This is a genomic window from Amycolatopsis sp. NPDC004079, from assembly GCF_040610415.1.
GTDB lineage: Bacteria > Actinomycetota > Actinomycetes > Mycobacteriales > Pseudonocardiaceae > Amycolatopsis > Amycolatopsis halotolerans.
The window spans coordinates 26,340-52,106 of the sequence record NZ_JBEXMH010000025.1; the positions used below are offsets into that span (position 1 = coordinate 26,340).

General features: G+C 70.6%; 25 protein-coding genes and 1 pseudogene. 9 read left to right on the top strand and 17 right to left on the bottom strand.

The window, feature by feature from the left end:
* Positions 1–16 precede the first annotated feature (16 nt).
* The 12 genes and pseudogenes from ABZX37_RS24830 to ABZX37_RS24885 form a co-directional block, all read right to left on the bottom strand.
* The gene (locus ABZX37_RS24830) at positions 17–793 is read right to left on the bottom strand and encodes an ABC transporter ATP-binding protein (RefSeq protein ID WP_354743290.1); all 777 of its coding nucleotides are present in this window, start codon (positions 791–793) and stop codon (positions 17–19) included.
* Positions 790–1,812 carry an iron chelate uptake ABC transporter family permease subunit gene (locus tag ABZX37_RS24835; protein ID WP_354743292.1) on the bottom strand — a complete coding sequence of 341 codons (1,023 nt, stop codon included), beginning with the start codon at positions 1,810–1,812 and terminating at the stop codon, positions 790–792. Before ABZX37_RS24835 ends, ABZX37_RS24830 begins: the two co-directional genes overlap by 4 nt.
* Complete coding sequence (locus ABZX37_RS24840) at positions 1,809–2,792, bottom strand: iron ABC transporter permease (RefSeq protein WP_354743294.1); 984 nt, start codon at positions 2,790–2,792, stop codon at positions 1,809–1,811. Before ABZX37_RS24840 ends, ABZX37_RS24835 begins: the two co-directional genes overlap by 4 nt.
* Complete coding sequence (locus ABZX37_RS24845) at positions 2,789–3,787, bottom strand: ABC transporter substrate-binding protein (RefSeq protein ID WP_354743296.1); 999 nt, start codon at positions 3,785–3,787, stop codon at positions 2,789–2,791. The genes ABZX37_RS24840 and ABZX37_RS24845 overlap by 4 nt, the downstream gene beginning before the upstream one ends.
* A gap of 26 nt (positions 3,788–3,813) precedes the next feature.
* Positions 3,814–4,671 carry a siderophore-interacting protein gene (locus tag ABZX37_RS24850; protein WP_354743298.1) on the bottom strand — a complete coding sequence of 286 codons (858 nt, stop codon included), beginning with the start codon at positions 4,669–4,671 and terminating at the stop codon, positions 3,814–3,816.
* The gene (locus tag ABZX37_RS24855; RefSeq protein WP_116199911.1) at positions 4,668–4,910 is read right to left on the bottom strand and encodes a phosphopantetheine-binding protein; all 243 of its coding nucleotides are present in this window, start codon (positions 4,908–4,910) and stop codon (positions 4,668–4,670) included. Before ABZX37_RS24855 ends, ABZX37_RS24850 begins: the two co-directional genes overlap by 4 nt.
* Positions 4,907–5,569, bottom strand: a complete 663-nt coding sequence (locus tag ABZX37_RS24860) for an isochorismatase family protein (protein ID WP_354743300.1) — start codon at positions 5,567–5,569, stop codon at positions 4,907–4,909. Before ABZX37_RS24860 ends, ABZX37_RS24855 begins: the two co-directional genes overlap by 4 nt.
* Before the next feature lie 3 nt (positions 5,570–5,572).
* Complete coding sequence (locus ABZX37_RS24865; protein WP_354743302.1) at positions 5,573–7,168, bottom strand: AMP-binding protein; 1,596 nt, start codon at positions 7,166–7,168, stop codon at positions 5,573–5,575.
* Positions 7,165–8,658, bottom strand: a complete 1,494-nt coding sequence (locus ABZX37_RS24870) for an isochorismate synthase (protein ID WP_354743304.1) — start codon at positions 8,656–8,658, stop codon at positions 7,165–7,167. Before ABZX37_RS24870 ends, ABZX37_RS24865 begins: the two co-directional genes overlap by 4 nt.
* Positions 8,659–8,811: 153 nt before the next feature.
* On the bottom strand, positions 8,812–9,528 hold the full coding sequence (locus ABZX37_RS24875; RefSeq protein ID WP_354743445.1) for a 2,3-dihydro-2,3-dihydroxybenzoate dehydrogenase: 717 nt from the start codon (positions 9,526–9,528) through the stop codon (positions 8,812–8,814).
* A gap of 240 nt (positions 9,529–9,768) precedes the next feature.
* A pseudogene (locus ABZX37_RS24880) lies at positions 9,769–9,930 on the bottom strand (SDR family NAD(P)-dependent oxidoreductase); the annotation flags it as partial.
* 77 nt (positions 9,931–10,007) lie between these two features.
* Positions 10,008–12,245: a heavy metal translocating P-type ATPase gene (locus ABZX37_RS24885; RefSeq protein WP_354743306.1), complete on the bottom strand. Its 2,238-nt coding sequence runs from the start codon at positions 12,243–12,245 to the stop codon at positions 10,008–10,010.
* Positions 12,246–12,434: 189 nt separating this feature from the next.
* Here ABZX37_RS24885 and ABZX37_RS24890 point away from each other — a divergent pair, with 189 nt between their 5' ends.
* The gene (locus tag ABZX37_RS24890; RefSeq protein WP_354743308.1) at positions 12,435–12,668 is read left to right on the top strand and encodes a hypothetical protein; all 234 of its coding nucleotides are present in this window, start codon (positions 12,435–12,437) and stop codon (positions 12,666–12,668) included.
* A 153-nt stretch (positions 12,669–12,821) separates the two neighbouring features.
* On the opposite strand, the gene ABZX37_RS24895 is transcribed toward ABZX37_RS24890, so the two are convergent.
* Together ABZX37_RS24895 and ABZX37_RS24900 are read right to left on the bottom strand one after the other, a co-directional pair.
* Positions 12,822–14,762 carry a cytochrome c oxidase assembly protein gene (locus tag ABZX37_RS24895; protein ID WP_354743310.1) on the bottom strand — a complete coding sequence of 647 codons (1,941 nt, stop codon included), beginning with the start codon at positions 14,760–14,762 and terminating at the stop codon, positions 12,822–12,824.
* A gap of 450 nt (positions 14,763–15,212) precedes the next feature.
* Positions 15,213–15,782 (bottom strand): sigma-70 family RNA polymerase sigma factor, encoded by a 570-nt coding sequence (locus ABZX37_RS24900; protein WP_354743312.1) that lies wholly within the window; start codon positions 15,780–15,782, stop codon positions 15,213–15,215.
* A gap of 100 nt (positions 15,783–15,882) precedes the next feature.
* Between ABZX37_RS24900 and ABZX37_RS24905 the strand changes: the two genes are divergently transcribed.
* Positions 15,883–16,617, top strand: coding sequence for a zf-HC2 domain-containing protein (locus ABZX37_RS24905; protein ID WP_354743314.1), 735 nt, complete (start codon positions 15,883–15,885; stop codon positions 16,615–16,617).
* 223 nt (positions 16,618–16,840) lie between these two features.
* On the opposite strand, the gene ABZX37_RS24910 is transcribed toward ABZX37_RS24905, so the two are convergent.
* Entirely contained in the window at positions 16,841–17,449 is a 609-nt protein-coding gene (locus ABZX37_RS24910; RefSeq protein WP_354743316.1) for a DUF5134 domain-containing protein, read from the bottom strand.
* Positions 17,446–18,864, bottom strand: a complete 1,419-nt coding sequence (locus ABZX37_RS24915; RefSeq protein ID WP_354743318.1) for a PepSY-associated TM helix domain-containing protein — start codon at positions 18,862–18,864, stop codon at positions 17,446–17,448. The genes ABZX37_RS24910 and ABZX37_RS24915 overlap by 4 nt, the downstream gene beginning before the upstream one ends.
* A 190-nt stretch (positions 18,865–19,054) precedes the next feature.
* On the opposite strand from ABZX37_RS24915, the gene mftA reads away from it, so the two are divergent.
* The 7 genes from mftA to mftD are packed head-to-tail and all read left to right on the top strand — an operon-like array spanning position 19,055 to position 24,704.
* Positions 19,055–19,159 (top strand): mycofactocin precursor MftA, encoded by a 105-nt coding sequence (gene mftA / locus ABZX37_RS24920; protein ID WP_344279510.1) that lies wholly within the window; start codon positions 19,055–19,057, stop codon positions 19,157–19,159.
* Positions 19,149–19,442, top strand: coding sequence for a mycofactocin biosynthesis chaperone MftB (mftB, locus tag ABZX37_RS24925; protein WP_354743320.1), 294 nt, complete (start codon positions 19,149–19,151; stop codon positions 19,440–19,442). Before mftA ends, mftB begins: the two co-directional genes overlap by 11 nt.
* Positions 19,442–20,635, top strand: a complete 1,194-nt coding sequence (gene mftC / locus ABZX37_RS24930) for a mycofactocin radical SAM maturase (RefSeq protein WP_354743322.1) — start codon at positions 19,442–19,444, stop codon at positions 20,633–20,635. The genes mftB and mftC overlap by 1 nt, the downstream gene beginning before the upstream one ends.
* A 1-nt stretch (position 20,636) precedes the next feature.
* On the top strand, positions 20,637–21,326 hold the full coding sequence (mftE, locus tag ABZX37_RS24935) for a mycofactocin biosynthesis peptidyl-dipeptidase MftE (RefSeq protein ID WP_354743324.1): 690 nt from the start codon (positions 20,637–20,639) through the stop codon (positions 21,324–21,326).
* A complete protein-coding gene (locus ABZX37_RS24940) occupies positions 21,323–22,111 on the top strand; it encodes a mycofactocin-coupled SDR family oxidoreductase (RefSeq protein WP_354743326.1) in 789 nt (262 codons plus the stop codon). The genes mftE and ABZX37_RS24940 overlap by 4 nt, the downstream gene beginning before the upstream one ends.
* Positions 22,108–23,535, top strand: a complete 1,428-nt coding sequence (gene mftF, locus ABZX37_RS24945; protein ID WP_354743328.1) for a mycofactocin biosynthesis glycosyltransferase MftF — start codon at positions 22,108–22,110, stop codon at positions 23,533–23,535. The genes ABZX37_RS24940 and mftF overlap by 4 nt, the downstream gene beginning before the upstream one ends.
* A complete protein-coding gene (gene mftD / locus ABZX37_RS24950; protein ID WP_354743330.1) occupies positions 23,532–24,704 on the top strand; it encodes a pre-mycofactocin synthase MftD in 1,173 nt (390 codons plus the stop codon). The genes mftF and mftD overlap by 4 nt, the downstream gene beginning before the upstream one ends.
* Positions 24,705–24,821: 117 nt before the next feature.
* Here mftD and ABZX37_RS24955 read toward each other — a convergent pair whose 3' ends face one another.
* Positions 24,822–25,691: a hypothetical protein gene (locus ABZX37_RS24955; RefSeq protein WP_354743332.1), complete on the bottom strand. Its 870-nt coding sequence runs from the start codon at positions 25,689–25,691 to the stop codon at positions 24,822–24,824.
* Between the last annotated feature and the right edge of the window lie 76 nt (positions 25,692–25,767).

Genomic DNA, 25,767 nt, shown 5'->3' on the forward strand with positions numbered 1-25,767 from the left:
CAGGTGACTCCTGGGGTCAGAGCGACGGCACGACCATCGGCGTGCCGGTGACCGGATCGGGCACCACGACGCTCGGCAGGTCGAAGACTTCCTTGATCAGGTCGGCGTCCACGACGTCGCCGGGCGCGCCCTCGGCGACGACCCGGCCGTCGCGCATGGCGACGACGTGGTCGGCGTAGCGGCAGGCCTGGTTGATGTCGTGCAGCACGGCGATCACCGTCCGGCCCTCGTCGCGCAGCCGCTTCAGCAGCTCCAGCACCTGGTACTGGTGCGCGATGTCGAGGAACGACGTCGGCTCGTCGAGCAGCAGGTACGGCGTGCGCTGCGCGAGCACGACCGCGATCCACACCCGCTGCCGCTGCCCGCCGGACAGCTCCTGCACCGGACGGTCGGCGAGCCCGGCGACCCCGGCCGCGGTCAGCGCGCCGACCACCGCCGTCTCGTCCTCTTCCGACCACGACGACAGCAGCGACTGGTGCGGGAACCGGCCGCGCGCGACCAGCTGCCGGACGCGGACGTCCTCCGGCGCGGACGGATCCTGCGGCAGGAAGCCGAGTTCCCGCGCCAGCGCCTTCGCCGGATACGTCCCGACCGCGCGGCCGTCGAAGGTCACGCCGCCCTCGGACGGCCGGAGCAGCCGGACGAACGCGCGCAGCAATGTCGATTTGCCGCACGCGTTCGGGCCGACCACCGCGGTGAACGCGCGGTCGGGCACGTCAAGCCGCAACTGCGTCGACACGACGCGGTCGCCGTAGCGCAGGGTGAGGTCCCGCGCGGTCAAGCGGGCGGTCACTTCCGCCGCACCTCCTTGGTGAGCAGCCAGATCAGGTAGCAGCCGCCGATCGCCGTGCTGACCACGCCGACCGGCAGCGACACCGGGGCGAGCAGCATCTGCGCGGCGAGGTCCGCGCCGGCGAGCAGCACCGCGCCGGTCAGCGCGGCGGGCAGCAGCGGGATGCCGGGCGCGCGGGCGAGCCTGCGGCCGATCTGCGGGGCGGCGAGCGCGACGAACGCGATCGGCCCGGCCACCGCGGTGACCGTGGCTGTGCAGGCGACGCCGATCACGACCAGTTGCAGCCGGAGGGATTCGTGCCGCACGCCAGTCGTCACCGCGAGTTCCGTGCCGAGCGCCGCCTGATGCAGCGCGGGCGCACGGGTCAGCAGCACCGCGAACAGCACAGCCAGCACGCCGAACGGCACGGCGACGTCGCTCCAGCCGATGCCGTTGAGCGAACCCGCACTCCAGCCGACCGCGGCGATCGCCACTTCCAGGTCGGCGCGCAGCACGATCCACGAGTTCAACGCGGTCAGCATCGCGTTGATCGCGATCCCGATGACGATCAGCCGCAACCCGGACCGGCTGCCGCCCATCGAAAGCAGGTAGACCGCGGCCGCGGTGACCAGCCCGCCGAGCACCGACGCGAACGTCAGCTGCGCCGGAGAACCGGACAGCACCGTCATCGCGATCAGCGCGCCGGTGTAGGCCCCGGAATCGAGGCCGATCACGTCCGGGCTGCCGAGCGGATTCCTTGTGACGTTCTGGAAAATCGCCCCGGCCAGTCCGAGCGCGGCACCGAACACCAGCCCGGCGGCCACGCGCGGCAGCCGCCATTCGCGGATCACCACGCCCGGCCCGCCGCCGGACCCGCCGAGCGCGGCGAACACCCGCGCCGGGCTCGCCCAGGCCGCGCCGTAGCACAGCCCCAGCAACGCGAGACCGGCGAGAACGACGCCGAGCACGGCGACGAGGATGACCGTCCGGCGCTCGACCCGCAGCGAAACCCGCCCGCGGCGGAACACGAACGCGGTCACAGCGCGGCCGTCCCGTACTTGCGGACCGCCCAGATCAGCACCGGACCGCCGACGAACGCCGTCACGATCGCGACCGGCACCTCGCCGGTCGGCAGCAGCACGCGCGAGCCGATGTCCGACACCAGCAGCAGAATCGGGCCCAGCACCACCGCGAACGCGGTCAGCCACGGCACCGACGCACCCGCCGCGCGCCGCGCGAGATGCGGCACGATCAGCCCGACGAACAGAATCGGCCCGGCCACCGCGGTCGCCGCTCCGGCCAGCAAGGTGATCAGCAACAGCGTCACCGCGCGGATTCGAGCCACGCGCGCGCCGAGAGTGTGCGCGACAGTGTCGCCCAGCGCGAGCGCGTTCAGCTGACGGCTCAACAGAAACGCGGCGACCACGCTCACCGCGATCACGATCAGCGGCACTGTCAGCGGAGCCTGTTCCCGTCCGGCCAGCGAACCGACCGCCCAGAACCGGTACCGGTCGAAGGTGTCCGGCAGCAGCAGCCGGAGCCCGAGCGAAACGCCGCTGAGCACGAAGGTCAGCGCGGTGCCGGTGAGCACCATCCGCAACGGCGACCGCCGGCCGACCGCGTACACCAGCAGGGTCGCCAGCACCGCGCCGAGCACGGCGAACAGCAGCTCCCCCGACTCGGAAACGGCGATGCCGAGCGCGGAACCGATCGTGATGGCGAACCCGGCCCCGGCGGTCACGCCGAGCACTCCGGGTTCGGCCAACGGGTTGCGCGACAGCACCTGGACGAGCACCCCGGCCACCGCGAGCGCCGCACCGACGCCGACCGCCAGCAGCGCACGCGGCGCCCGGACGTCGCGCACCACCGCCTGATCGGCCGGGTCGCCGTGCCCGAAAATGGCCTTGAGCACCTCCGCCGGCGCGATACCGTGCGCCCCGACGCCCACGCTGACCACGGCCACCGCCGCCAGCAGGACGACGGCGGCGGCCAGCAGCGCGGTCCGGCTGCGCGCGGTCACTTCTTCAGCAGCGGCGCGAACGCCTGGTCCACCGCGTCCAGCGTCTTCATCGCCGCCCGGTAGGTGGCCGCTTCGGTGTAGCGGAAAGCGAACGTCTTGCCGGCCTTCACCGCCGGAAGTTCCTTCCACAGCGGCGAATCGAGCACGTACTTCACCGCGGGCGGCACCGAGCCGTCCGGCTTGACCGAGTAGGTGATCGCGTCCGCCTGCGCGAACGCCGTGGGCAGTTCCTCGATCGACGGGTACTCGCTGACGTCCTTCGAGCCGCCGCCCTTGACCTTCACCTGGCCGTAGTAGTTCGCGCCGAGGTCCTGTGCGATGTTGGTGCCCCAGGAATCCTTGAACTCGCGCTGGAAGTTGCCCTTCGCGACCTCGCCGTACGCGCCGACGTGCCCCAGTTTCAGCTGCGGCAGCACGGTTTTGTACTTGTCCGCGAGCTGCTTGGCCTTCGCCTCGTACTCCTGGCGCGCGGCGTCGAACCCGGCCAGCGCGCCCGCCGCGTCGGACTGCTTGCGCGAAAGCTCCCGCCACGCCGACGGCACCGAGGGCCCGATCGCCACGACCGGCGCGATCTCCTGCAGCCGCTTGACGTCGATGTCCGCGAGCACCGGCTTCGGCACGCCGATCACGATCAGGTCCGGATCCGCCTGCGCGATGGCCTCGTAGTTCGTCTCGGCGGCCTGCTCGCCCGCGACCTTCGGCAGTTCGTCGTACTTCTTGCGGTCCTCGGCCGTCATCATCGGCAAGCCGCGCTTCCACGTCGAGATCCCGACGAGCGGGGCCTTCGCCTCGAGCAGCGCCGGAACGGCGTAGCCGGTCGCGATCACGCGCTTCGGCTTGACCGGGATCTTGATCTCGCCGTTGTCGGCGGCGAACGCGCGGGTCGGGGCGTCGCTCCCGCCGCCGCTCTGCGCGTCGCCGGAACCGCAGCCGGCGACGGTGAGGGCGACCGCGAGCGCGGCGGCGGCAAGACGGGTCTTTCTGGTGACGGTCATGCGAGGGTCCTTGCTGTTCTGATGGATCAGTGATCGTGCTCGTCGTCGAAGTCCGCGACGCCGCGTTTCCAGTAGCCGGTCACGTCGCAGTCCTCGCGGGCGAGCCCGAGGTCGTCGCGCAGCCAGCGGCGCAACGGCTTGATCGCGCCCGCCTCTCCGGCGATCCAGGCGTAAAGCCGTTCGCCTTCGGGCACCTTGACTTCGCTCACGGCGTCGGCGAGAAGGTCGACGCTGCCGGGCGGATTGCCAGTGCCGCGGTGCAGCCAGCGGACTTCGACGCCGTCCGGAGCGTCGAGGTCGATCTGCTCGCTCGTGTCGGCGACCTCGGCGAACGCCCAGCCCACCGCGGTCCGCGGCAGTTCCTCCAGCCAGCGCGCGAGCGCGGGCAGCGCCGTGATGTCGCCGGCGAGCAGGTAGCGGTCGTAGTTGTGCGGCACGATCAGCCCGCCCGGCGGACCGGCGACGTGCACGGCCTCGCCCGGCCGCACCGCCCGCGCCCAGTCCGAGCCGAGACCGCCGTCGTGCAGGGCGACGTCGAGGTCCAGCTCGCCGGACGCCGGGTCGTAGCGGCGGACGGTGTACTCGCGCGAAACCGGCGACGGCTTCGGCCAGCGGAGCATGTCCCCGTTCGCTTCGGGCAGCCGCAGCTGGCCGTCCGCGTCCGGGAAGAGGATCTTCACGTGCTCGTCCGGCGAATGCGCCTCGAACCCGGTCGTGCCCGGCCCGCCGAGGGTGACGCGCAGCAGCCCGGTGCCGACCGCGCTGGTCCGCACGACCTCCGCGCGCCGGATCCGGATGGGGTACGGCACTTTCTCGGCCTGACGGCCCGCGCGGACCTCCGCGATCCGGGCGGTGTGGCGGTGCCGGTGCTCGTCCCGGCTCACTGCGCGCCGCCGGTGAGCAGCTTCGTCCAGTGCCCGAGCCGCGGGTCCTCGGCGAGGTCGGCGAATTCCAGCTGCGCCGCGCCCGCGCCGCGCCACTTCTCGACCAGGCTCATGATCCGCATCGAATCGAGGCCGAGGTCAGCGAGGTCGGTGTCCGGGGTCAGCTCGTCGAGACCGCAGCCGAGCAGTTCGGCGACGTCCGCGTTGACCTGGCCGGCAGTCAGTCCGGGGGTGCTCATCGAGGTGCTCCTGCGGGAATCGGCGCCGACAGCGCGGCGAGCGCGTCGGCGGTGGTGGTGACGACGCCGCAGCGTTGCGCGACGTACTCGCACGCCTGGTCGTGCCGGGAGCGGTCGAAGTCCGCGACCGCGTCGCTGATCAGGAACGGCCGGACGTCGCGCATGAACGCCTCGACCGCCGTGGTCTGACAGCCGATGTGCGCGTAGACGCCGGTGATCAGCAGCTGGTCGCGGTCGCCGAGCTGCTCGCGGAAAGTGCTGCGCTGGAAGGCGCTGTAGCGCCATTTGTCCAGCACGGTGTCGCCCGGTCGCGGGGCCAGCTCGTCGACGATGTCGGCGGCGCGCGGGTCGTCGTCGATCACCGCGCCGATGCCGTCGCCCCAGAATTCGGTGAGCAGCCCGCGATCGGCGGCGGGCTGCTTGCCCGGCTGCGCGGTGTAGAACACCGGAATGCCGTAGCTGCGCGCCTTCTCGGCGAGCTCCGCGATGTTCGCGATCATCTCCGGAATCGGCGAACCCTCATACGGGGCGAGGAAATACCGCTGGACGTCGTGCACGAGCAGGGCCGACCGCGCCGGGTCGGGCCGCCAGCCGACCCGCCCCGCGGGCAGGTCCGCCGCGCTCGGCAGCGGGTACGCCCGGATTTTCGGCAGGGACACGCCTCACCTCTCCTTCGCCAGGGCGGCCAGCGCCGCCCGCAGTTCGCGTTTGCTGGTCTTGCCCACGCCGGTGACCGGGAACTCCCCGACCACCTCCACCAGATCCGGCACCTTGAACGCGGCGATCCCGCGTCCGCGCACGAACCGGCGCAGTTCCGCCGCGCTCGGCTGGTTTCCGTCCACCGGAACGACATACGCGCAGGTCCGCTCGCCGAGGTACTCGTCCGGCACCGCGACGACGGCCGCGTCGAGCACGCCCGGATGCGCCATCAGGTGGTTCTCGACCTCTTCCGCCGCGACCTTCTCGCCGCCGCGATTGATCTGCTCCTTCGCCCGCCCGACGACCTCGAGATGCCCGGATTCCCGTTGCCGCACCAAATCGCCAGTGCGGTAGAAGCCGTCCTCGGTGAACGCGGTCTTGTTGTGCTCGTCCGCGTTGTAGTACCCGCGAATCGTGTACGGCCCGCGGGTGAGCAGCGCACCGATTTCGCCGGGCTCGACTACGTGGTCCGACTTCGCCAGCGGATCGTCCGGATTCACGACGCGCACCTCGTCGTCCGGCGAGATCGGCCGCCCCTGGGTGCTCAGGACGAGGTCGTCGGGATCGTCCAGCCTGGTGTAGCAGACGAGCCCTTCGGCCATGCCGAACACCTGCTGCAACTGACATCCCAGCGCCGGTCCGATCCGTTCGGCGAGTTCCCGGCCGCATTTCGCGCCGCCGACGAGCAGAACCTCCAAAGAGGACAGATCCCGCCCGGTCCGCGCGGCTGCCTGCACCCAAGCCGCCGCCAACGGCGGAACCACCCCGCTGATGGTGACCCCTTCGGCCTCGATCAGCCGGAACGCGGTGTCGGCGTCCGGACGCGGCACCATCACCGTGGCCGCGCCCGCGTGCAACGCGCCGAGCAGCCCCGGTGAGCTGAGCGGGAAATTATGCGCGACGGGCAGGGCCGCGAGATACACGCTTTCCTTCTTGAGTCCGCATATCCGCGCGCTTTCCCTGACGCTGTAGAGGTAATCGTCGTGAGTACGCGGAATCAGCTTCGGCAACCCCGTGCTTCCGCCGGACAGCTGCAGAAACGCCATGCCCTCCGGATCCGGCTCCGGCAGCTCGCGCGGTCCGGTCGCCGCCAGCTCCGCGAACTCCGGCTCGCCGACGACGAAGACTTTCCCCTTGGCAACCTCCCGCGCCATCTTCGCGTGATCGTGCCCAGCGTGCTCTCCGACGGTGATAATCGCCTGTGCTTCGCTCTGCTCCACGAAGTGCCGCAACTCGCTGTCGCGATGCGCGGGCAACGCGAACACCGGCACCGCACCGGCCCGCCACAGTCCAAAAACGACAGACACGAACTCCGGAATGTTCGGCAACTGCACGACGACCCGGTCGCCCTGCTTGATCCCGCCGGCGACGAACCCAGCCGCCAACCGATGCGCCCGCTCGTCCAGTTCGGCGAACGTCCACCGCTGATCCTCGCCGACCACGGCAGTCCGGTCCGCATACGCTTCCTTGAGCGAGGTCAGCAACGCCCCGAACGTCTGCCCCCGCCAATACCCGCTGGCCCGATACCTGGCCGCGGTTTCCTCCGGCCACAGGTTCACGCGACCCCCTCCGCACCCAGCGCACGCAGCAGCGTCCCGAACTTCGCGCTGGTCTCGGCCAATTCCGCCGCCGGATCAGACCCAGCGACGACACCGGCCCCCGCGAACAGGCGCGCCGTCCTGTCGGACACCTCCGCACACCGGATCGTGACCACCCATTCGCCGTCCCCCGCGAGGTCGGTCCACCCGACCAACCCCGCGTAATATCCGCGATCCTCGGGTTCCAGTTGCGCGATCGTGTCGCGCGCGAGATCGACCGGCACCCCGCACACCGCGGGCGTCGGATGCAAGGCTTCAGCCAACTCCAACGACGACGGCCCACCCGGCCCCACCCGACCGGTGATCCGAGTGGAAAGGTGCCACATCGTAGGCGTGCCAATCACTTCCGGCTCTTCCGGAACTTCCAGCTCGGTGCAGTAGCGCCCCAGCACCTCCGCGACCTGCGCGGCGACGAGAGCGTGTTCATTGAGGTCCTTTTCGGACACTCTCAACTCGGCAATCGCCTGTGCGTCCTGGACCGGGTCCCCCGTCCGCCTCCGCGACCCAGCGAGCGGATTCGCGGTCACGACGTCGCCCTTGCGAGACACCAGCAACTCCGGACTAGCCCCGACGAGCGTCCGCGGCGCCGGATCCCCCGGGGCGCTGACGTCAACGGCGAAGGCGTGCGCCGCGGGGTCGGCCACGACGAGGTTGCGGAGCAGCCGCTGGACGGAAACGCCCTGCTGGCCCACGAGATCCAGCGCCCGGGCAAGGACGACCTTCTCGAGTTCCCCGTCGGTGATGAGCTCGACGGCCCGACGGACACTTTCGGCGTAAACCTCGGGGGCCGGTTGAGGTACTACGGTCCAGGAGGTTTGTGCCGAGAACCCGCTCGGCTCCCCGCGATCGCCCTCAGCGGAGACCCCGCCAGCCAGTTCCGCGCGACTGCCCACATCTGAAACCTCGTCGGCCAGCTCCGCACGACCACCCACACCCGGATCCGCGTCAGCCAACTCGGCACGACCACCCACGCCCGAATCCGCGCCAGCCAACTCCGCACGACCGCCCACGCCTGAAACCCCGCCAGCCAACTCCGCACGACCGCTCACGCCTGAAACCCCGCCAGCCAACTCCGCACGACCGGCCACGCCCGAATCCGCGCCAGCCAACTCCGCACGACCATCCACGCCTGAAACCCCACTCGCAGCGTCGCCCGGTGCCTTGGCCCGGCGCACCACCGCGGGCACGATCAAACTGCTCCCGGAATCCGGCCGAAACCCGATCGCTCCCACCACAACCGGATGGGCAACCCCCGCCAGCACAGCGGCTTCCAACGCCTCAGCGGCAGCCGCGGCCCGGTTGCCGGGTGTGCCGCGGACGCACGAATGCACCCCGTCGGCGAGCAGCACCCCGCGGGCCGACGAGTAGTAGAACGACCCCGGCAGGTACGCGGCCAGGAGATCCGCCGCCCGGTGGACCGGCCGCGGACGGGCCGGAGCAGGTGAGGACACGAGGTGAATTCCCTTTCGCACACGCGCAGGCGGCCGAGCCGCCCCGTCTGTTCCTTGGACAAGGTCCAGACCTTGACTGTTCGGTTAGCCTAACCTAATGGACGCTACCGTATCCGGACGAAAAGGAAAAGCCGCCCGGCGGATCAACCCGGGTCACGCGCGAAGCGTGGCCCCGCCGTCGACGTAGAGGTTCTGCATGGTGATGTGCCGCGCCCGGTCGGACGCGAGGAACAGCACAGCGTCCGCGATATCGGCCGGGTCGGCGATCCGCCCGAGCGGAATCCCGACGCGGAATTCCCCTGGATTCCCCGCGATCACGCGGGCTTCGCCGGAGTCGTCCGTCCACAGCAGACGTTGCATGTCGGTATCGGTCGACCCCGGCGAGACGATATTGCACCGAATCCCCGACCCGGCGAGCTCCAGCCCGAGACAGCGGGTGAGCATGGTCGCCGCCGCCTTCGAAGCCGCATAAGCCGCCATCCCGGTCCGCGGGACACCAGCCGCATTCGACCCCACAGTCACGAGCGCCCCACTCCCCCGCGGCTGCATCCGCCGGGAGATCTCGCGTAGCACTGTGAAAACGCCCGTCGAGTTGACCGCGAAGGTCGCCGCCCAGTCCTCGTCGCTGGTCTCGCTGACGCTTCCAGGCCGCAACACCCCCGCGACAGACACCCCGATCCCGATCGGCCCCAACTCCCGCTCGACATCCGCGACAACCCGCGCAACCGCTGCCGGATCCCCCACATCCGCCACGAACGGCACCACCCGCCCGCCTCGGCTCCCGACCGGCGGCCCGGCACCCGCCTCGACACGAGCCCGCGCCGCATCGGCTGTTATCTGCGCAGCGTCACCGTCCGCACGCTCCGACATGACCTCAGCCGCAAGGCTCCCCGAGACATCGCCGCCTACGGACGCCCCCGCCACAACATGCCCGGAAAGTCGCTCAACATCACGCCCCTCCGGAACGTGCCCGGAAAGTCGCTCAACACCACGCCCCTCCGGCGCACCCGCCGCCAGAGAACCCGGCGCAGCGTCGCCAAGCGCTCCACCGTTCGAAGCATCCGCGGCATCCGCCCGAGCCCGCCCCGCGCCGTAGTCACGCGCGGCAACCTCCCGCAGCCCCTCCTCGTCAATGTCGACCGCGGCCACCACGGCACCGGCGCGGGCAAGCGCCTCCACGACGGCCGCGCCGATCCCGCGCGCACCGCCGGTGACCAGCGCGACCCGCCCCTCGATCCCGGCTTCCGCGTCCCGCGTCACCGCGCACCTCACCCTCTGTCGCCGACTGATTAGGCAAACCTAACCTAATCGAGTGAGCGACGGCCAGGGTGATCCCGCCCACCCCCGGTTCAGCGGCCGGGCGCGAAATTCCGCAACCGCAAGCTGTTGGCCACCACCAGCACCGACGACAGCGACATCGCGGCCCCCGCGATCAGCGGGTTCAGCAGCCCGCACGCGGCGAGCGGCAACGCGGCCACGTTGTACCCGAAAGCCCAGACGAGATTGCCGCGGATAGTGCGCAATGTCCGCTGAGCGAGACGGATCGCGTCCGGCAGCACCGACAGATCGTCGCGGACCAGGATGATGTCGGCCGACCGCAAGGCCAGATCGGTTCCCTCCGCGACGGCCAGCCCGAGATCCGCGGTCGCCAGCGCCGGAGCGTCGTTCACCCCGTCGCCGACCATCGCTACCCGATGTCCCTTGCGCTGCAACGCGGACACCGCCGCCGCCTTCTCGCTGGGCAAAACCCCGGCGAGCACCTCGGGGATCCCGACCTCCGCCGCGACAGCCTGTGCCGTCGCCTCGTTATCGCCGGTCAGCAGCACCGTTTTCAACCCCAGCCGATGCAACTGCGCGACCGCCGCCCGCGCCGACGGCTTCACCTCGTCCCGTACTACGAGCATGCCCGCGACCTCGCCGCCTTTCGCCACAAGCACGACCGTCGCCCCGCCAGCCTCCGCCGACGCCACTTCGGCCTCGACCTCCAGGCCAACCGAAACCCCTTCGCCGACCAGCAACTTCGGCCGCCCGACCACGACTGCCGTTCCCTCGACGACACCACGCGCACCCAGCCCCGGCAAGGCCTCGAACTGCGCTGCGGCCGGAAGCACCTCCGGCCCACCAGCGACAATCGCTGCCGCAATCGGATGTTCCGACGAAGCTTCCACCGCGGCCGCGAGACGAAGCGCTTCCGTCGACGAAAACGACCCGAACGCCCTGGTCTCGGCGAGAGTCATCCGTCCCTGGGTCACCGTGCCAGTCTTGTCCAGCACGACGGTGTCGACCGTGCGACTCGCCTCGAGCGCGTCCGGCCCCTTCACCAGGATCCCGAGCTGCGCGCCCCGCCCGACGCCGACCATCAACGCCGTCGGCGTCGCAAGCCCCAACGCACACGGGCACGCGATGATCAGCACGGACACCGCCGCCCCGAACGCATCCCGCACCGGGTTCCCGCTGAGCAACCACCCCGCCAGCGTGAGCACGGCGAGCGCCGAAACCACCGGGACGAACACCGCGCACACCCGGTCGGCCAGCCGCTGCACCGCCGCCTTCCGCTCCTGCGCCCGCTCGGCCAGCGCGCTCATCTGCGCCAGCTGCGACCGCGCCCCGACCGCCTCCGCACGCACCACCAGCCGGCCGTTCAGGTTGATGCTCCCGCCGATCACCCGGTTTCCCGGCCCGACCTCCGCCGGCACCGGTTCTCCCGTGATGGCACTTACATCCACTGTGGACAGACCACTGTCGACAGTTCCGTCAGCGGCGATCTTCTCCCCCGGCCGCACCACGAACCGGTCGCCGACCGCCAGTTCGCCGATTCCGACCAGCACTTCGCCGTCCGCGCGCAGAATCCGCACGTCCTTCGCCGCCAGCGCGTCCAGCGCCCCGAGAAGGTCCGCCGCGCCACGCCGGGACCGCGCCTCGAAGTACCTGCCAGCGAGCAAGAACGTCGTCACGCCTGCCGCGACATCGAGGTACACCGAATCCGCGCCCGGCGCGGTCGCGCCGAACCCGATCCAGTAGCCCGCCTCGCTGCCCGATCCGATCAGCACCGAAGCGGCCGACCACAGGTAGGACGCCAACACCCCCAAGGAAACGAGAGTGTCCATACTGGACGATCGGTGCCGCAGATTGCGCAGCGCGGCACGGTGGAACGGTGCCGCCGACCAGAACACGACCGGTGTCGCGAGCAGCAGACACACCAGCTCCCACAACGGGAATCGCAACGACGGCACGAGCGCGAGCGTGATCGACAGGTTTCCCAGCGGGACAGCCAGCACCGCGGCCACGATCAGCCGACGGCGCAGATCGCGAACCCGCGCGTCGCGATTTTCCGGGCTCGTTTCGCCGCGGACAGTCGCGGTGTAGCCAGCCCGCTCGATCGTCGCGATCAGCAAGGCGGGATCGAGGTCAGGTGGATAGTGGACGGTCGCGCGTTCGGTCGCATAGTTCACCGTGGCGCGGACGCCGTCGAGCTTGCCGAGGGAACGCTCGACGCGCGCCGCGCAAGCGGCACAGGTCATCCCGCCGACGGCGAGATCGAGGTGACGGGTCGGGGTCGCCGCGGGGACGGCGGTCTGCGTGGACATGGTTCTCCGGATTCCAGGATGGGCACGAAAGCGGTGGCAGTGCCTGCGCCGGAAAGGCGGACTGATTTCCATCGTACGCCTGGTTTTCCGTCGCCACTCCTTCGGGTGACTTGGGAACCTTTCACCGCTCCCCGACGACTATCCAGATGGTGGCAGTGCCCGGCCCGACCCGATCAGACAGGAGCGAAAATGTCCGAAACCTTTGCCGCATCAGGAGATCTGCGGCACGTGACCACGTTCTGCGGCAACTGCGACTGCGGCTGCCCGGAGCTGTTCCTCGACGACGCCGCCCCGGCGGAGCGTCGCGTCGTCTTGACCGACGACTTCGGGCAACGCGTGCAGATGAGCTTGGCACAGCTGAAAGTTCTCGTCGCGGACGTCAAGGACGGAGCCTTGGACAAGGTGGTGACTGCCGTGGTTTAGCAATGGAATCGTTGCGGTGCCTCGAGATCGTGACTTCCCGAGGTGGGACGCTATCTGCGGAATGCCAGATTTCAGCGCGCGGCGAGCCGATGCCGGTCGAGCGGAACTCGGGAGTGATCGACCTGATTCGCTGAGGCAGGCATCGGACCGCGGCTACTGTCTTCTGGCCGCCAGGTTGGCGAGCATCGCGTTGTAGGCGGCGAAATCGTCGTCGTCGCCTTGGTCAAAGCGACGGTCCAGACGCGCGGCTTCGCGGTCGTCGTGGCGGCCCCACTGCACCAGCAGCGCCACGACGACCACGATCATCGGGATTTCCCCGGTGGCCCAGGCAATGCCGCCGCCGAGGCGTTGGTCAGAGAGGAGGTCAGGCATCCACGGCAGGGACAGGTACCGGTAGAACGTCTCGGCGATCACCGTCTGCTTGTTCATCAGGATCACGCCGAAGAACGCGTGGAACGGCATCACCGCGAACATCATGCCGAGCCGCGCCAGATGCGGCAGCGAGCGCGGCGGGCGGTCGACGCCGATCACCAGCCAGAAGAAGACGTAGCCGGACACGAGGAAATGGAGGTTCATCAGCTGATGCGCCCAGTGGTAGCGCATCGCCTCGCCGAACAGGCCCGAAAAGTACAGCGCGTAGTACGAGCCGACGAACACCACTGACGCCACCAGCGGGTGCGCGACCAGGCGTGTGAAGCGCGAGTGCAGCAGCGCCACCAGCCACTCGCGCGGACCGTCCGGCCCTGTGCCCGCCACCGGCAAAGCGCGCAGTGCGAGGGTCACCGGGCCGCCGAGCACGAGCAGTACCGGGGCGAGCATGGCCAGCGTCATGTGGATGACCATGTGCAGGCTGAAGGTTCCAGACGAGTACTTGCCCAGGCCGGACGACGTCGCGATCAGCACCGTCGCCCAGCCGCAGGTCCACGCCCAGAACCGGCCGCGCGGCCAGTCGTCGCCGCGAGTGCGGAGTCGACGCGCGCCGACCGCGTAGGCCGCGACGGCGAGCACTGCCAGGACGCCGAGCAGCAAGTCCGGACGCCAATTGAGAAAGAGCCGGGCGAACGTCGGAGGGTCAGGCAGGTCGTAGCCGAGCACGGTCTCGCCGACGGTCGCCGGATCGTCCACGAACGCCGGTGGCACCAGACGCGCCAGCCCAGCCGAGACGCCCATTGCCCCAGCCAGCACCACGACCTCAGCCACGAGAGCCGCTTTCCCGCCGCCCCAACGCCGGCGCGTGACGGCGATCAGCACCGCCAGCACCACCGTGACCACGACCTTTATCCCAAGGAGAAAGCCATAGCCAGTAAGCAATCCAGCCGGACGGGGCAGCGTGAGACCGTCGACTATTCCGGACGCGGCGAGTACGACGAGACAACAGGTCGCCAACCGTCGATATCGACGCAGCGCGACTTCTCGGGCCGAGCCCGAACGTCGGACGTGGACCAGCAGCGCAACGAGGGCGCCAGTCCACAGCGCCGCCGCGATCACGTGCCACACCAAGGCGTTCGTGGCCAGGTCGTGCCACGCGCCGATGGAAACGTGCCCGGCGATCGCGCGCGGCAGCAGCCCGACGATGGCCAGGCCTAGCCACCACACCGTGGTGCGCCAGGTCAACGTGCGCCAAACGCCGATCGCTACGGCCGTCGCCACCGCCAGGACGCAGAGCCAGGCTTTGGGTTCCTCCATGGCGTCGACGAGGACGGCAACGTTCGCCAGGTGGAACGCCTCGGAGACTGGTCGCCCGGACGCGTCAGCGGCGTCGAACGGCACCAGCATCGCGGCAGCGAGCGCCCAGACGACCGCGGCGCCCGCTGCTGTGCGGGTCGCTGCGTAACCGTCCGGGGAGAGCCGTCCCGATTCGCCCGGCGGGCTCAGAAACGCCGCGAATGCCAGCGCACCGACGCAGACCACCCCGGCCGCGTCGGCGATCAACCGAAGCAAGGAGGTGCCGAAGGACGTCAACGGGCCGGGAGCCGGGTTGCCGAGAGCGGCGTAGACATCGCCCGCCGCAGCGACCACCGCCACGACGGCCACGGCGGCAAACCCCGCGGCGGCAAGCAAACCCCGCCGGTGCGGGGCCGGAATAGTGCGCACAGCAGAATAGTCGGGCGGAGACGGCCGCGAGTTCCCGCGACCTGGATCACGGGCGGATCCCACGGCGGGCCCTAACAGGCTGCCGGAACGACGGCTCGGCTCGGCTCGGCTCGGCTCGGCTCGGCTCGGCTCGGCTCGGCTCGGCTCGGCTCGGCTCGGCTCGGCTCGGCTCGGCTCGGGAAAGCGAAGCCGAGCACCTAGCTCGGCAATCCGCCACCGTCCACTCCAGACGACCGCCGTCGAGCGACCAGCCCGCCGCCGCCCTCGTCCGATACGACCAGCCGTCCATCCCGCTTGGCACCTGACTCGAGCAGCGACCCGCCCGGTAACCAAGGCGATCCGCCTGCTACCGGACGGCCGACCCACTCGCCGACAGCCGAGCAGATCCAGCCAGCTACCAAGCAACCCACGCCAACACCCAAGCGGCCCGGCAGAACGGAACGACCCGCATCACATAGCGGTGTCGCTCTCCTCCTGCGCGCGCAGCAAATCATCACGGGCGCGGGACACCCGGGAACGCACCGTGCCGACCGGGCAGCCGCACACCTCGGCCGCTTCCGCGTACGACAGGCCCAGGAATTGGGTCAGCACCAGGGCTTCGCGGCGGTCCTCGTCCAGGGTGTCGAGCAGGAGGCCCAATTCGATGAGGTCCTCGAAACCCGCCGTGCGCGTCCGGGCCGATTGTTCTTCGGCGGCGCGCTGCCAGTCGGCCGTCGTGGATTCGCGGGGGCGGACCGAGCGCGCGCGGATGCGGTCGACGACCACCCGGCGGGCGATGGACAGCAGCCACGTCCGCGACGACGACCGGCCCGCGAAGCGCGGCAGGGAGCCGAACGCGCGCAGGTACGTTTCCTGGGTGAGGTCGTCCGCGTCGGCCGGGCTGGTGCGGTGGGCCAGGAACCGCCACGCGTCGGCTTGCGTCGCGCGGACCCAGGCTTCCAATGCGGCCTGGTCACCGCGGCCCGCGGCGAGGGCCAGTGCGGTGATCCGCTCGTCGTCGTTGTCGCGGCCGGTGGACACGGATGTCACGGTAGTCCATGCCGTCCGGCGGCGGCGCCACGACCAGGTGCCGGGAAAATCGCCGAACCCGCCGGGAACTCAGGCGCGCGTCCGAGCGACTATGACAGACGTGAGCTGTGAAATCTTCCGCGAAGCGCTGTCCGCGCGACTCGACGGCGAAGCGGGCCCGCTGCCCGAACCGCAGGTCGACCAGCACCTCGAGACCTGCGCGTCGTGCCGGAGCTGGTACGAGCGAAGCGCGACGCTGCGCCGCACGATGTTGGTCCGCAGCGCGCCCGAGGTGCCCGACCTCACCGACCGGATCCTCGCCGAAACCCCGGCCCCGCCCCGGGAAAAATGGGGGCTGCGGGTCGCGCTGGGACTGGTCGGGCTGGTCCAGTGCGGGCTGGCGTTCGCGCAACTGCTGGGCATGGACCACGCCCACGGCGGTTTCATGGAAGGCCACCTCATCAACGAAAGCGCGGCCTGGAACCTCGCGGTCGGCGTCGGACTGCTGTGGGCCGCCCTGCGAACCCGCGCGGCGGCCGGGCAGCTGCCGATGATCACCGGGTTCGTGATCGTCCTCGCCGTGCTCACGACCAGCGACCTGATCGGCGACCGGGTGACCGTCGCCCGGGTACTGTCGCATGTCTTCCTCGTCGTCGGGCTGGCACTGCTCTACGCGGTCCACCGCCAGCACCGCCTCCGGCACCAGCCGGGCCCGGACCTCGCCGACACCGCCGACGACCCGGACCAGACCGCCGTGACCACCCACGGCGCGCTCGCCCTGGTCCGCCCGCACCCGAAACGCGGCCGCGACTCCCAACGCCCGACCGGACGGCACCGCGCCGCCTGACGCCCGTCCCCGCTCGCGTGTCCGGCCAAGCAGCTCACCCGGACGGACACGCGAGCAAGGAATCTCGCCGCGACGCGAACCGCGCGCCAGCAGCGACCCGGCGGACGACTGCTCGTTCGCGACACCCAGCCGACGCGGCCCGCGGTTCGCAGCCCGCGGTTCGCAGCTCACGGCTCACGGCTCACGGCTCACGGCTCACGGCTCACGGCTCACGGCTCACGGCTCAGATCATCGCGACCGCCATCACCGCCATGCCCAAACTCATCACGCCCTCCATCGCCAGCCCGGCCTCCCGCCGTCCAGGCCGGGCGACCGTCCGGGCGTGATCGATCGCCCGGGCCAGCCACGCGACTCCAGCCACCAAAAACACCACTGCCAGCACAGCCGCGACCGCCACCACGTGCCCCGGCGCGTGCCCGGTCATCGTCATGCCCGCGTCGCCCATGTCCATCCCGGCGTGCTCGCCGCCCATCGCCGTCGCGGACATCGTCATTCCCGCCATCGCCGACGGCATCACGAACGCCATCCACGCCATCCCGGCCATCATCAGCGCGTGGTGCGCTCCCGGCAGCCGTCCGTGCCCCATGCCCAGCGCCGCGCTCACCGCGAACCATCCGGCCGCCGCCGCGAACAGCACGACCTGCGGCATTCGGGCGAAAGTCATCGTCGCGGGCCAAGCCATCGTCACCATCCCGACGCACATCGCCGCGTGCAGCGCGTCCGCCACTCGTCCGCTGACGCCGGGACGCCGCGCGCAGCGGTACAGGCAGAACGCCCCGGCCGCCGCGAACAGCAGCGTGAGGATCCACCGCAAACCCGCTTCGGCGATCATCGCGCGACCTCCCGGCGCAAGCCCAGCAGGCAGTCCACGGCCAGGAATCCCACCAGCGACACCCCGAACACCGGCAGGAACCACCCCACGACCGCCACCACGACCAGCACCGGAGCCAGCACTCGCCCGGGGATCCGCCGCCACGCGCCGCGCATCGGCAACCGGCCGAATCGAGCCCGGCCACGCCGCCACCCGTAATCCTTCGGCGATCGATCCAAGCCGCCCGACTCGCCGGAACGTCCCCCACCGCGCAACCAGCCACCCGCCGCCGATCGCCCGGACCGGCCCCGCAGCCACCACATCCGGTACCCCCACCCCACAACACAAACCAACGCCGCCCCGAGCACCGTCAGCACAATCTGGTTCGCGACCCCGAACAACAACCCCATGTGCGCGTCGATCCCCCACCGGCTCAGCTTCGCGGCGAGCGGATAATCGGCGAACCTCAGCGTCCCAGCAACAACGCCCGTACCGGGATCAACCGCCATCGAGTCCTGTTTGGACGGCCAGCCCCGCCCGATCTGCTGCACCACGTAGCCACCCGCGGACGGCGGCCGGATCTCCACCGGGTCGGACAATCCGGCCCGCACGGTCGCGTCGCGAACCGCCTGCCAGCCGACGTCGCCGGGAGACCGAGAAGCAGACGAAACCGACGGCGTAGTCCAGTCCAAAGAGGACCGCAGGTCGGTGATGTTCGCGCCCGCATGAAGGGACCACGTCAACCCGGTGGCGGAGAGGAACAACAGCCCCGCAGCGATCCACAGCCCCGCCGAGCCATGCCAAGAACGCAGCCGACGCCGTCCAGGCTTGCCGCCGGAAGGCAGCAGCACAGCACGCAAACGTCGACGACGGCCAAGCCACAAAGCCAACCCGGCAAGGGTGATCACCCACAGCCAACTCGCCGCCAGTTCACTGTACAACCGGCCGAAATCGCCGAGATGCAGGCTGCGGTGGAGAGTGTCGATCCAGCCTCGGACCGGCATCGCCTGCCCGGAACCGTAGGTCTCCAGCGCGCCGCGAACCGCGCCGTCATGCGGATTGACGAACACCGTGTACCGATAACTCGGCGCAAGACCCGGACGGTCGAAGATCACCTGGGTGGTGTCAGTCGCGGACGGTGCCGGGCGGACGGCGATGACCTTCCCGTCCGGCACCTGCCCGCGCGCGACGAGAACCTGTTGGTCCAGCGAGACCGCGCCGGCGGCGGCCGGGACGTGCAACTCCCGCGAGTAGACAGCCTGCTCCAGCTGCGGCGTCCACACGTACGCGATCCCGGTCAGCGCAGCGACCAGCAGGAACGGTCCGACGAACACTCCGGCGTAGAAGTGCAGCCGCACCACGAGCGGACGCAGCGCCGCCCATCCGGTCGCCGGTTCCCGTTCGGTGCGTGGCGCGTCGTCTGTGCCGATGGCCATCCTGCTCCCTTCGCGTGGTCCGCCTCCTGAGGAGTCGGGCGAGCGGGGCAGTCGGTTCCCGGCCGGGGACAACGCCCGATCGGGTGTCTCGCGCGGACGGGCCATTGCTTCTGGCACTGAGTGACAGTATTGTCGCCGTCACATTCGACACCAAGTGTCAAATATCGCCGAGCGGGACAAGGGAGTCACGATGAGCGAGACGACAGCCGCAGCCGAGACGCAGGCCGAAGAGGTCGTAGCCGACGAATTGCTCGTCGAGGAGGTCTCGATCGACGGAATGTGCGGTGTCTACTGACCGCGACGCCGCGGCGTTCGATCTGGACGGTGCTTGGGAACTGGACAGCCGGGTCTCCATCCGGCCGGAGCGGTTCGGCGCGCTGCTGTACCACTTCGGCACCCGCCGGCTGTCCTTTCTCAAGAGCCGCACCATGCTCGCCGCGGTGCAGGCGCTGACCGACCACCCCTCCGCCCGCGCCGCCTGCGCACGGGCCGGGGTCGCGCAGGCGGAACTGCCCCGCTACCGCGCCGCCCTCGCCGCGCTCGCGGCGTCGGACATGATCCATCCGAGGAGCGTGTGATGCCGCTTGTCGACGAATTCCAGTTCGGGCTCGACGCGCCGATCTGCCTCACCTGGGAACTCACCTACGCCTGCAACCTCTCCTGCGTGCACTGCCTTTCCTCGTCCGGCCGCCGCGACCCGCGCGAGCTGAGCACCGCCGAGTGCAAGGCGCTGATCGACGAGTTCGAGCGCATGCAGGTGTTCTACGTGAACATCGGCGGCGGCGAACCGACCGTCCGGCCCGATTTCTGGGAGCTGGTCGACTACGCGACCGAGCACCACGTCGGCGTCAAGTTCTCCACCAACGGCATCAAGATCACCGAGGACGTCGCGAAACGGCTCGCCGGCAGCGACTACGTCGACGTCCAGATCTCCCTCGACGGCGCCACCGAGGAGGTCAACGACCACGTCCGCGGCCCCGGCTCCTACCGCACCGCCGTCCGGGCGATGGAGAACCTTTCCGCCGCGGGGTTCGGGAACTTCAAGATTTCTGTCGTGGTGACCCGGCAGAATGCGGGGCAGCTCGACGACTTCAAAGCCATTGCCGACCGCTACGGCGCCCAGCTGCGGCTCACCCGGCTCCGCCCGTCCGGCCGCGGCGCGGACGTCTGGGACGAGCTGCACCCCACCGCGCAGCAGCAACGGGAACTGTACGACTGGCTGGTGAAGCATGGTGAAAACGTGCTCACTGGCGACTCGTTCTTCCACCTGGCGGGCTACGGCGACGGCGGCCTGCCCGGGCTCAACCTGTGCGGGGCGGGCCGGGTGGTGTGCCTGGTCGACCCGGTCGGCGACGTCTACGCGTGCCCGTTCGCCATCCACGACACCTTCCTCGCCGGAAACACCCGCGTCGAAGGCGGATTCACCCGGGTGTGGCGGGAATCCGAACTGTTCGCCGAATTGCGCAGCCCGCAGAGCGGCGGGGCCTGCACGTCGTGTTCGGCGTTCGACGCCTGCCGCGGCGGGTGCATGGCGGCGAAGTTCTTCACCGGGCTGCCGCTCGACGGTCCGGACCCGGAATGCGTGCGCGGCCACGGCGAACGCGCGCTGGCCGGGGTCGCCGCCGGCAGCGCGCCGAAACCGTCGCTGGACCATTCGCACCGCACACGCAAGCGCGAACCCGTGCCGGTGACCATCGGCATGCGCCGTCCGCCGGACCGGGCCTGCGACGAGAACCCGCTCGCCGGTTTCGCACCGGGGCCGGGCCGCTGAGATGCGCCTGGCCGATCTGTCGTCGCCGGACGTCGCCGAACAGGCGGCGTCCGGCGCGATCCTCGCCGTGCCGCTCGGGGCCACCGAGCAGCACGGCCCGCACCTGCCGCTGAGCACGGACACCGACATCGCGACGGCGTTGTGCGACCGGCTCGCCGCGGAACGACCGGACGTGCTTGTCGCGCCGGCCGTGCCGTACGGATCGAGCGGCGAACACGCCGGGTTCGCCGGGACCCTGTCGATCGGGCAAGCGGCCACGGAACTCCTGCTCGTGGAACTGGGCCGGTCGGCCTGCGAAACGTTCCGGCGGCTGCTTTTCGTGTCCGCGCACGGAGGAAACGCGGCGTCGGTGACCCGCGCGGTCGCGATCTTGCGCACCGAATCGCGGGACGTTTCGATGTTCGAGCCGCGCTGGCAAGGCGATCCGCACGCCGGACGGCCGGAAACCGCTCTGCAGCTGGCACTTCGGCCGGATGCGGTGCGGATGGAGAAAGCGGTACCGGGCGACAGCCGTCCGCTGGGCGAGTTGCTCCCGGTGCTGCGCAACGGCGGCGTGCTGGCCGTGACCGAAACCGGGATCCTCGGCGATCCCACCGGAGCCACCGCGGACGAAGGCCGGGATCTCCTCGACGTCCTCGCCGCGCAGTTGCGAGCACACGTTCACGACTGGACCTCCGTGGTGACGCCGTGAAAGTCGCCCTCGTAACCGGCGCGGCGCGCGGCATCGGCGCAGCCACCGCGGCAAAGCTGACCGGACAGGGCTGGGCCGTGCTCGCGGTCGACGTCGCCGAAGACAACCCCGTCCTCCCCTACCCGATGGGCACCGCCGAAGAACTGTCCACAGTGGTCGCCAAGATCCGGGAAGACGGCGGTACAGCGGAGGAATTCCGTGCGGACGTCCGCGACCGTGCGCAACTGGCCGCAGCCGTCGCGGAAGCAGAACAACGCTGGGGCGGGCTCGACGCGGCCATCGCGGCGGCCGGAGTGATCGCGGGCGGAGTGCCGCTGTGGGAAATGCCGCCGGAGCAGGAAGACGCTGTGCTCGACGTCAACCTTCGCGGTGTCCTCAACCTCGCCCACGTGGCGATTCCCGCGATGCTGCGGCGTCCGAAACCGCGCGCCGGACGGTTCCTGGCCGTCGCGTCCGCCGCCGCGACGCGCGGGCTGCCGACACTCGCCGCGTACTGCGCGGCGAAAGCGGGGGTCGCCGGGCTGATTCGCGCGCTGGGCACGGAATTGGGCGACTCCGGCGTCACCGCGAACGCCGTCAGCCCGGGCTCGACCGACACGCCGATCCTCGCCGAGAGCTCCCGGTTGTACGACCTTCCGGCGGCGCAAACGTTTGCCGCGCAACAACCTCAGCAGCGGCTGCTTGATCCCGCCGAAGTCGCCGCCGTCCTGGCCTTCCTCGCCGGGCCGGAAAGCAGCGCGATGACCGGCGCGGTCGTCCCGGTGGACGGAGGGCTGGCACTGTGACCGCCCCGCTGCCCGCCGGATTCCGCCTCGCCGTCGACCCGAGCGTCAAACAGCTCTCCGACGGCCTCCTTTTCGGCGGCTCCCCCGCCCGCGTGCTGCGCCTGACGAAGGCCGGGCGAACGGCGTGGGCCCGCTTGGCGGACAACCCCGTCGAGACCTCCGCGGAAGGCGTCCTTGCCCGGCTGCTTACCGACGCTGGGTTCGCGCACCCGTTGCCACCAGTCAAAACCGCCGACGCGACCGTCGTCATTCCGGTCCGCGACCGCGCCGAACTGCTCGGCCGATGCCTCGCCGGACTCGACGGCCGATACCCCGCGCTGGTCGTCGACGACGGATCCGCTGACCCCGCCGCCATCGCCGCAGCAGCCTCCGCGCACGGCGCGAAGCTCGTCCGGCGCGACATCAACGGCGGCCCGGGCGTAGCTCGAAACACCGCCCTGGAGCACGTTTCCACCGACCTGATCGCCTTTCTGGACAGCGATTGCGTCCCGTCGTCGGACTGGATCGACCAGCTGGCCGGGCATTTCGCCGACCCGCTCGTGGCCGCCGTCGCGCCGCGCGTGCGGCCGCTCGCTCCCGGCACGTGGGCTGGCCGCTATACCCGCGCCGCCAGCAGCCTCGACCTCGGCACCGCCGCCGCCCGCGTCGCACCCGGCACGCGACTGTCCTATGTGCCCACTGCCGCTCTGCTCGTTCGCCGGACCGCAGTGAAATCCGTCGCCCGTGACGGTGCGGTTTTCGACCCGGCAATGCGCGTCGGCGAGGACGTCGACCTCGGCTGGCGACTCCACGACGCTGGCTTCCGAATCCGCTACGACCCGTCCGCACACGTCGACCACCACGAGCCGACCACCTGGCGCGCGTTGCTCCGCCGTCGCGCCAGTTACGGCACTTCCGCCGCACCGTTGGCTATCCGCCGACCGGCCGCGATGGCCCCGCTCGTCCTGCACCCGTGGCCAACGCTGACCGTCGCCGCGCTTCTGGCCCGCCGTCCGCTTCCGGCCGCCGCCGCCTTCACGGGCGCAGTGCTGACCATGGCCCGCGTGCTGCGCCGAAGTGACGTGCCGACACACGGTGTCGTGCGCGCGATGGGCACCGCCGTTGGCCAAACCTGGCTCGGTTTCGGCCGGTACAGCACACAATTCGCCGCTCCCCTGCTCGCCGCGCTTCTGCTGCCGGGCGGGCGAAAACGCTGGGGACGGCGGGCCGCGATCGCGGCGCTGCTCGCCGGACCGCCGCTGACCGCCTGGCTCCGGCAACGCCCCGACCTCGACCCGCTCCGCTACACCACCGGCGCGATCGCCGACGACCTCGCGTACGGCGCCGGGGTGTGGGCGGGCTGCCTCGACCACCGGACCGCGGTCCCGCTGCGGCCGCGCATCACCTGGCGCCCTCTGCGCGTCGACCCGAAGGGAAAACGATGAGCACCACCTGGTTCGAATCCGTCGCCGAAGCACAGCGGCGGGCGAAGAAGCGCCTGCCCGCGTCCGTCTACTCGGCACTGATCGCCGGTTCGGAAAAAGGGCTGACGCTGCAAGACAATCTGGCCGCATACGACGAACTGCGCTTCGCCCCGCGCACCGCAGGACTGCCCGGCGAACGCGATCTGAGCACGAACGTCCTCGGCCGTGACGTCGCGCTCCCCGTGCTGATTTCGCCGACCGGCGTGCAGGCCGTGCATCCCGACGGCGAGGTCGCGGTTGCCCGTGCGGCCGCCGCGCGCGGGACGTCGATGGGGCTGTCGTCGTTCGCCAGCAAGCCCGTCGAGGAGGTGGTGGCGGCCAACCCCAATACATACTTCCAGGTCTACTGGACCGGCAGCCGCGACGACATCCTCCAACGGCTGGACCGGGCCCGTTCCGCAGGGGCGGTCGGGATCATCCTCACCCTCGACTGGTCGTTCTCGCACAGCCGCGACTGGGGCAGCCCGCACATCCCGGACAAGCTGACGCTGCGCGAGCTGATCCGCTTCGCGCCCGAGGGCATGATGCATCCGCGGTGGCTGCTCGCGTACGCGCGCACCAAGAAGCTGCCCGACCTCAGCGTCCCGAACATGGCCGAGCCCGGGACGCCGGTGCCGTCGTTCTTCGGCGCGTACGGCCAGTGGATGCAGACCGCGCCGCCGAGCTGGGAAGACGTGTGCTGGCTGCGGAAGCAGTGGGACGGGCCGTTCCTGCTGAAGGGCGTGTACCGCGTCGACGAGGCACGCCGCGCGGTGGACGCCGGGGTCAGCGCGATCTCGGTGTCCAACCACGGCGGCAACAACCTCGACGGCACTCCCGCCACGATCCGTGCGCTGCCCGCGGTCGCCGAAGCGGTGGGCAACGAGGTGGAAGTACTGCTGGACGGCGGAATCCGGCGCGGGAGCGATGTCGTGAAGGCACTCGCGCTCGGGGCACGCGCGGTCCTGATCGGGCGCGCGTACCTGTGGGGCCTCGCGGCGGGCGGGCAGGCCGGGGTGGAGAACGTGCTGGACGTGCTGCGCAACGGCATCGACTCGACGCTGCTCGCGTTGGGGCATCGCAGCGTCCACGACCTGAGCCGCGACGACCTGATCGTCCCGGAGGGCTTCGAACGCCGGATCGGGGCTTGATCAGCTGTCCGTGAGGGGAACGCTGATTCCCTCCGGGTTCCCCTCACGGACAGTCTTTTCGGACGCAGCGGCCTCGCCTGCTCTTGGGCGTGAAGTCCTTTCGCCGCAAGGACTCCGCTAGTGCCCGCGCGGTGCCGGGTTCTGCTGGAACTGCCCCTGCCAGCTGGCTTGGGCACCGGTGTCGCCGATCCGCACGATGTCGTAAACCGCCGCCCCGGCAGCCAGGACCGACAGCACGATCAACGTCACGCTGACCGCCTTCGAGGCAGGCGCGAGAAACACGCGGCGGTTCGCCGCGGCTTTGCTCGCGCTGGCACCGCTCACGGCGGGGCCAGCCTGGCGTGCACCAGCCGAGGCCGTGCCAGACGCAGCGGCCTCGGGCACCGCCGCCGCAGCACTGCCAGCCAGCACCGCATCAGCCGCGTCCGCCTCGGCACCAGCGCTCCCAGGCACGCCGACACCAGCGCGCGCCGACGTCGCGCCCGGCGCTCCCGCAGCAGCACCACCGCTTCCGGGCGCGCCAGCACCCGCCGCGACCACCCGGCCCGAGCCAGCACCGCCTGCCGCACCGGCCCCAGGCACCGCCGCCACAGCACCACCAGCCACCGCAGCATCAGCGTCCGCATCGCCCACAACCGCAGCACCCGCGTTCACCGCAGCCGCACCAGCCTCTCGCTGCCGCCACCACAGCGCCAAAGCCAGCACCGCCACCGGGATCGCCGCCCAGATCGCCGTGTCGCCGATTTCCGTGTGCGCCCGGACCAGCGGCGTCCGCGCCACGCGCCGTTCCAGCCACTCGCCCGCATTCGTCGTTATAGGCACCAGAATAACCACCAGCACCGACAAAATCGCGTTCGCGCCGGCCAGCCGCCTGCGCACCGAAGGCAGGCAAGCGGTCAGCACCAAGACCAGCGCCGACAACGGCAGCAGCACGACAATCGCGTGCACGAGCAGAATATGAGCGGGCAACCCGTTGACCGTCGTCATGCAGCCTTTCCCATCCACGAACCACAACCAGCCACAACTCTGGCCGAGTCCCGTTAGCACCGGGCAAGATCAAGGT

Bases quoted from the DNA above. Each gene is read 5' to 3' on its own strand.
- ABZX37_RS24890 (WP_354743308.1), top strand. From the start codon at position 12,435: ATGTCCGAAACCTTTGCCGCATCAGGAGATCTGCGGCACGTGACCACG.
- ABZX37_RS24905 (WP_354743314.1), top strand. From the start codon at position 15,883: ATGACAGACGTGAGCTGTGAAATCTTCCGCGAAGCGCTGTCCGCGCGA.
- ABZX37_RS24845 (WP_354743296.1), bottom strand. From the start codon at position 3,787: ATGACCGTCACCAGAAAGACCCGTCTTGCCGCCGCCGCGCTCGCGGTC.
- mftC (WP_354743322.1), top strand. From the start codon at position 19,442: ATGCCGCTTGTCGACGAATTCCAGTTCGGGCTCGACGCGCCGATCTGC.
- mftD (WP_354743330.1), top strand. From the start codon at position 23,532: ATGAGCACCACCTGGTTCGAATCCGTCGCCGAAGCACAGCGGCGGGCG.
- ABZX37_RS24910 (WP_354743316.1), bottom strand. From the start codon at position 17,449: ATGATCGCCGAAGCGGGTTTGCGGTGGATCCTCACGCTGCTGTTCGCG.
- ABZX37_RS24915 (WP_354743318.1), bottom strand. From the start codon at position 18,864: ATGGCCATCGGCACAGACGACGCGCCACGCACCGAACGGGAACCGGCG.
- mftA (WP_344279510.1), top strand. From the start codon at position 19,055: ATGAGCGAGACGACAGCCGCAGCCGAGACGCAGGCCGAAGAGGTCGTA.
- ABZX37_RS24885 (WP_354743306.1), bottom strand. From the start codon at position 12,245: ATGTCCACGCAGACCGCCGTCCCCGCGGCGACCCCGACCCGTCACCTC.
- ABZX37_RS24875 (WP_354743445.1), bottom strand. From the start codon at position 9,528: ATGTCGGAGCGTGCGGACGGTGACGCTGCGCAGATAACAGCCGATGCG.
- ABZX37_RS24955 (WP_354743332.1), bottom strand. From the start codon at position 25,691: ATGACGACGGTCAACGGGTTGCCCGCTCATATTCTGCTCGTGCACGCG.
- mftE (WP_354743324.1), top strand. From the start codon at position 20,637: ATGCGCCTGGCCGATCTGTCGTCGCCGGACGTCGCCGAACAGGCGGCG.
- ABZX37_RS24855 (WP_116199911.1), bottom strand. From the start codon at position 4,910: ATGAGCACCCCCGGACTGACTGCCGGCCAGGTCAACGCGGACGTCGCC.